Genomic DNA, 3,828 nt, shown 5'->3' on the forward strand with positions numbered 1-3,828 from the left:
GAAAACGGGTCTCTTCAAGAGACCTCCGCAGAATCCTCTTCTCAGCTCCTTCGGTCATATCCTCGGTATACCCAGATCTGGCCCTAAAAATTCAACAGAATTCCAGCAGGTCGTTTTCCCATTAGTATCCGAGTGGACGACCAATCATATTCGGATATCCTGCTCTCCAATCTGGGCTACTACAACACCGTAATGATTCAGTTCAACACGCTCGGCAAATATTCCCGAGTAGAAGCTAAATTTGGACTCGACGACAACAATCCGGATGCAGAGATGCAGATAACTGTAAGCCTTTCTGCCATGTGGGATAACTCTCCAGATTGGCACCCTGTCAGGTCCGCAACGGTAGGAAGCTATCACGTGGGCACCCTGGCGGACAATATTCGAGGCGCTAACCGCATCCGCTTCGATTTGTCTCCCTCAAGCTACTCCAGCGACGACCACGCGGGAATCCTATCACTGATGTTGTTCGAGTAGATTTGATGCGCCCGCGGCGTACGTCTAACCACTTACTGGTCGACTATGATCAGGAGCACCGCAGAGTCGAACCGGGCGGCCGGTGCGTGTTCGGGCGGGACCGGGTATGCGATATCCAGCTCGACCCCGCCGACACCGGCATCAGTCGGGTGGCCGGCTGCGTGGAGCAGGTCGGGCAGATCTGGACCGTGACGAACCTCAGCCGTAAACGCGCGCTGCACGTCGTCGACCCGTTCGGGTTTGCCCTGCCGCTGCCCGTCGCCCTCGATGGCGGGCCGGCCAGCCGGCGGGCCGTCGACCACCCAGCCCTCACCGTGCTCGTCCCGGGCGGCCTGTGGACCTATGGACTGCGGCTGACCCAGCCGGACACCACGACCGACGTCGCGCCGCGCGTGCTGCCGGCGGATCCGATCAGCACAGTGACCCAGGCGCCCCGTCTGACTGACCGCCGACGCGAGGTGATGGTGGCGCTCGCCCGCGGTTACCTACGTCCCTATCCGCATTACGACCCGCGACCGAGGAGCTATCAGGAGGTTGCTGATCTCCTCGGCCTGACCAGCCGCGTCGTCAGCAAACGCATCGAGCATGTCCGGGACGAGCTGGTCGCCGCGGGCGTCCAGGGCCTGGATCGGACGACGGACGCCCGACGGCCGTTGTGCGAATGGCTGCTCGCGATGCGGCTGATCGGTCCGGCCGACCTCGACTGGCTGGCGCCGCGCCTGGAATCTCGCCGCGCCGCGCGAACAACACGGAACGGATAACCGAGATGAGCAGGAGTCGCATCGCCCTTGTCATCGCCGGAACGCTCGTCGTCACATATCTTCTCGGCGAATTCGCCGATGTGGTCGGCGCGCTGACGAGACCCGACCTCATGGCATCCGAACGCCTCAGTTCCCGCAGGATAATGGTCACGGTTCCGTTGGCCGTGGCCTCGATGCTGGCGGTGATGTGGAACCTCATTCCACGGCGGCGAGCCTCGGTGGGGACTCTCCTCGCCACGATCCTCGCCGCGCTGGGCCTCGTCGGCGCCGTGCCCGTGGTTCTGGCCGACCTGCTCGATGGATTCGAGAAGGGTGCGATCTGGATTTTCTGGATCGCCACCATGGTCGTGGTGGCGATCGCTCTGCGACGCCAACTCGCCGCCGCGCCGACCCGTCGGCCCTCGGGTCGGCTTCGTCGGATCCGAACGATCGTCCTGCCGGAGATCCCCCGGCACCCGTTTCCGCAGACGCCGCGGCCCACCGGCCGGCCTGGGGTGTCTCACCAGCAGCCGAGGCACTGGACCCCGCCACGGGCAGGCCTGGGTGCCGGCTGGATACCGCCTGTTCCCCAGGGCGCCAGGGCTCCGGGGCATCCCGGTCCGAACCGCCGTGGCGGAGTGGGCCCGTCGCTGGGCAGCCACCGAGAGCACCCGGCCGGACCAGCGGGCACCGCATGGCCTTGGCCCTCTCGTCCCGCCTCGCCCACCGAGCAGGCCAAGCCTCCTGCGCAAGACCGCGCATCGCCGGTTCAGAACCCGCGGCAGGGCCCACCAACCCATGAGGCCGGCGACGGGCGAGGGCCCGCAACCGGGGCGGTCCCGGCGTCGACAGTCTTCAGGCCCGCGCTTCACGACCAGGTCACCCGGATCGCCGAGGTCACCGCGGGCCGCCTGGCGGAACCACTGCAGGCCTGGCTCACCCAGCAGTACGGCGAGAGCTGGCTGGCAACGGTGAACGACAATCGACGCAAGGCCGGCAAGCCAGCGGGCCGCGATCTGCGCGACTACCGGTTCTGCCTGGCGATCCTCGGACACGATCCAGTAGTCCAAGGCTGGTTGGACGAGACCCGGCGGCGCCAGGCACGACAGTTGAACGGACTCGCGAACAGCGCCGCGCACCGCAGGACGATGACCGAGTCCGATCTGGCCAGAGCCCGCGCGCTGGCCGACGACCTCGTCCTAGGCGTTCCCCGCACCCCCGGAGCCACCTCGGTGTGATCGCCCAGTCGTTACTCCAGCTTCTCCTGCCCTGCCGCGAGGAGGTGATCCTCGCCGATCCACCTGCCACGGCCGCGCGCCTGCGAGGATCCCGCGGCTTTGCCGGTAGGCGCCTCACCGCACACACGCCGAGATAGTTCTCTTCTATGACCTAGTGAACTAGGATCCACGTCACGATGTGTCGGGTGACCGCGTGGACGAGGGGAACGGCGTGACGGAGACCACTTTCGACGTGGGGCAGGCCGGGGCAGCCGACCAGGGACCCCTGGCGGGGCTGCGCGTCATCGACCTGTCGGGCAGCCTGCCCGGGGCGCTGGCGACGCTGTTCCTCGCCGATGCCGGGGCCGACGTCGTGCTGGTCGAGCCGCCCGGCGGCAGCGCGCTGCGCCGGCGAGCCGACTGGCCGGTCCTCGGCCGCGGCCGGCGCAGCGTCGTGGTGGACCTGCACGCCGACGGCGGCCGCGACGAGCTCGACGCCCTGCTCGCCGACGCCGACGTCCTGGTCACCACCTACCGGCCGGCGACGCTCGCGGCGCTGCGGCTGACCGCCGCCGACCTCGCCGCCGCCCACCCGCGGCTGGTCAGCGCATCGATCACCGGCTTCGGGCCGGCCGGCCCGTGGCGCGACCTGCCCGGCTACGAGGGGCTGGTCCTGGCCAAGCTCGGCGTCTTCCACGTCAAGGAGGCGATCACGGCGCGGCGCGGGCCGGCGTACGTGTCGGTGCCGTTCGCCTCCTGGGGCGCGGCGCACACCGCCGTGCACGGCATCCTCGCCGCCCTGCTCGAACGCGACGCCAGCGAGCTGGGCCAGCGCGTCGAGGCCGACCTCGCCCGCGGCGTCGGCGCCCTGGACACCTGGAACTTCTACACCGAGATCGTCGGCATCCGCTGGCCCGAGGCGTTCACCGTCGTCAACGCGTTCAACGCCGCCGGGGAGGTCCAGGGGCCGCTGGTGTACCCGCTGCTGACCGCGCCGACGAAGGACGGCACCTGGCTGCAGTTCGCCCAGGTCGAGCCGCGGCTGTTCGTCGCGCTGATGCGGGAGTTAGGCCTGGCGGAGGTGTTCACCGACCCGAAGTGGGCCGGCATCCCCGCCCTGCCGACGCAGGAGCTGCGCACCGAGCTGTGGGAGCTGATGATCGAGCGCGTCGGGCAGCGGACCCTCGCCGAATGGGAGGAGGTCTTCGCCGCCAACGGCGACATCTCCGCCGAACCGTTCCGCCGGGGCGCCGACGCGCTGGCGCACCCCCAGCTCGTCCACGAGGGGCGCCGCGTCACCGTCACCGACCCCGAGCTCGGCCCGGTCGTGCAGCCCTCCACCCTCGTCCACGACGACGGCCGGCCGCTGCGCGAACTCGCGCCCGCGCCCCGCC

4 protein-coding genes are annotated in these 3,828 nt (G+C 68.9%); all 4 read left to right on the forward strand.

Annotated elements, in window-relative coordinates:
* Positions 1-132 precede the first annotated feature (132 nt).
* Positions 133-477, forward strand: coding sequence for a hypothetical protein (locus tag NBZ83_RS30710; RefSeq protein ID WP_261576368.1), 345 nt, complete (start codon positions 133-135; stop codon positions 475-477).
* A gap of 86 nt (positions 478-563) precedes the next feature.
* The gene (locus tag NBZ83_RS30715) at positions 564-1,238 is read left to right on the forward strand and encodes a helix-turn-helix domain-containing protein (RefSeq protein WP_261576369.1); all 675 of its coding nucleotides are present in this window, start codon (positions 564-566) and stop codon (positions 1,236-1,238) included.
* Positions 1,239-1,243: 5 nt separating this feature from the next.
* Positions 1,244-2,455, forward strand: a complete 1,212-nt coding sequence (locus NBZ83_RS30720; RefSeq protein ID WP_261576370.1) for a hypothetical protein — start codon at positions 1,244-1,246, stop codon at positions 2,453-2,455.
* A gap of 211 nt (positions 2,456-2,666) precedes the next feature.
* A partial coding sequence (locus NBZ83_RS30725; RefSeq protein WP_261576371.1) for a CaiB/BaiF CoA transferase family protein occupies positions 2,667-3,828 on the forward strand: 1,162 nt, incomplete at its 3' end.

It is taken from the genome of Frankia gtarii, from assembly GCF_025403375.1.
In the GTDB taxonomy this organism is placed as follows: Bacteria; Actinomycetota; Actinomycetes; order Frankiales; family Frankiaceae; genus Frankia; species Frankia gtarii.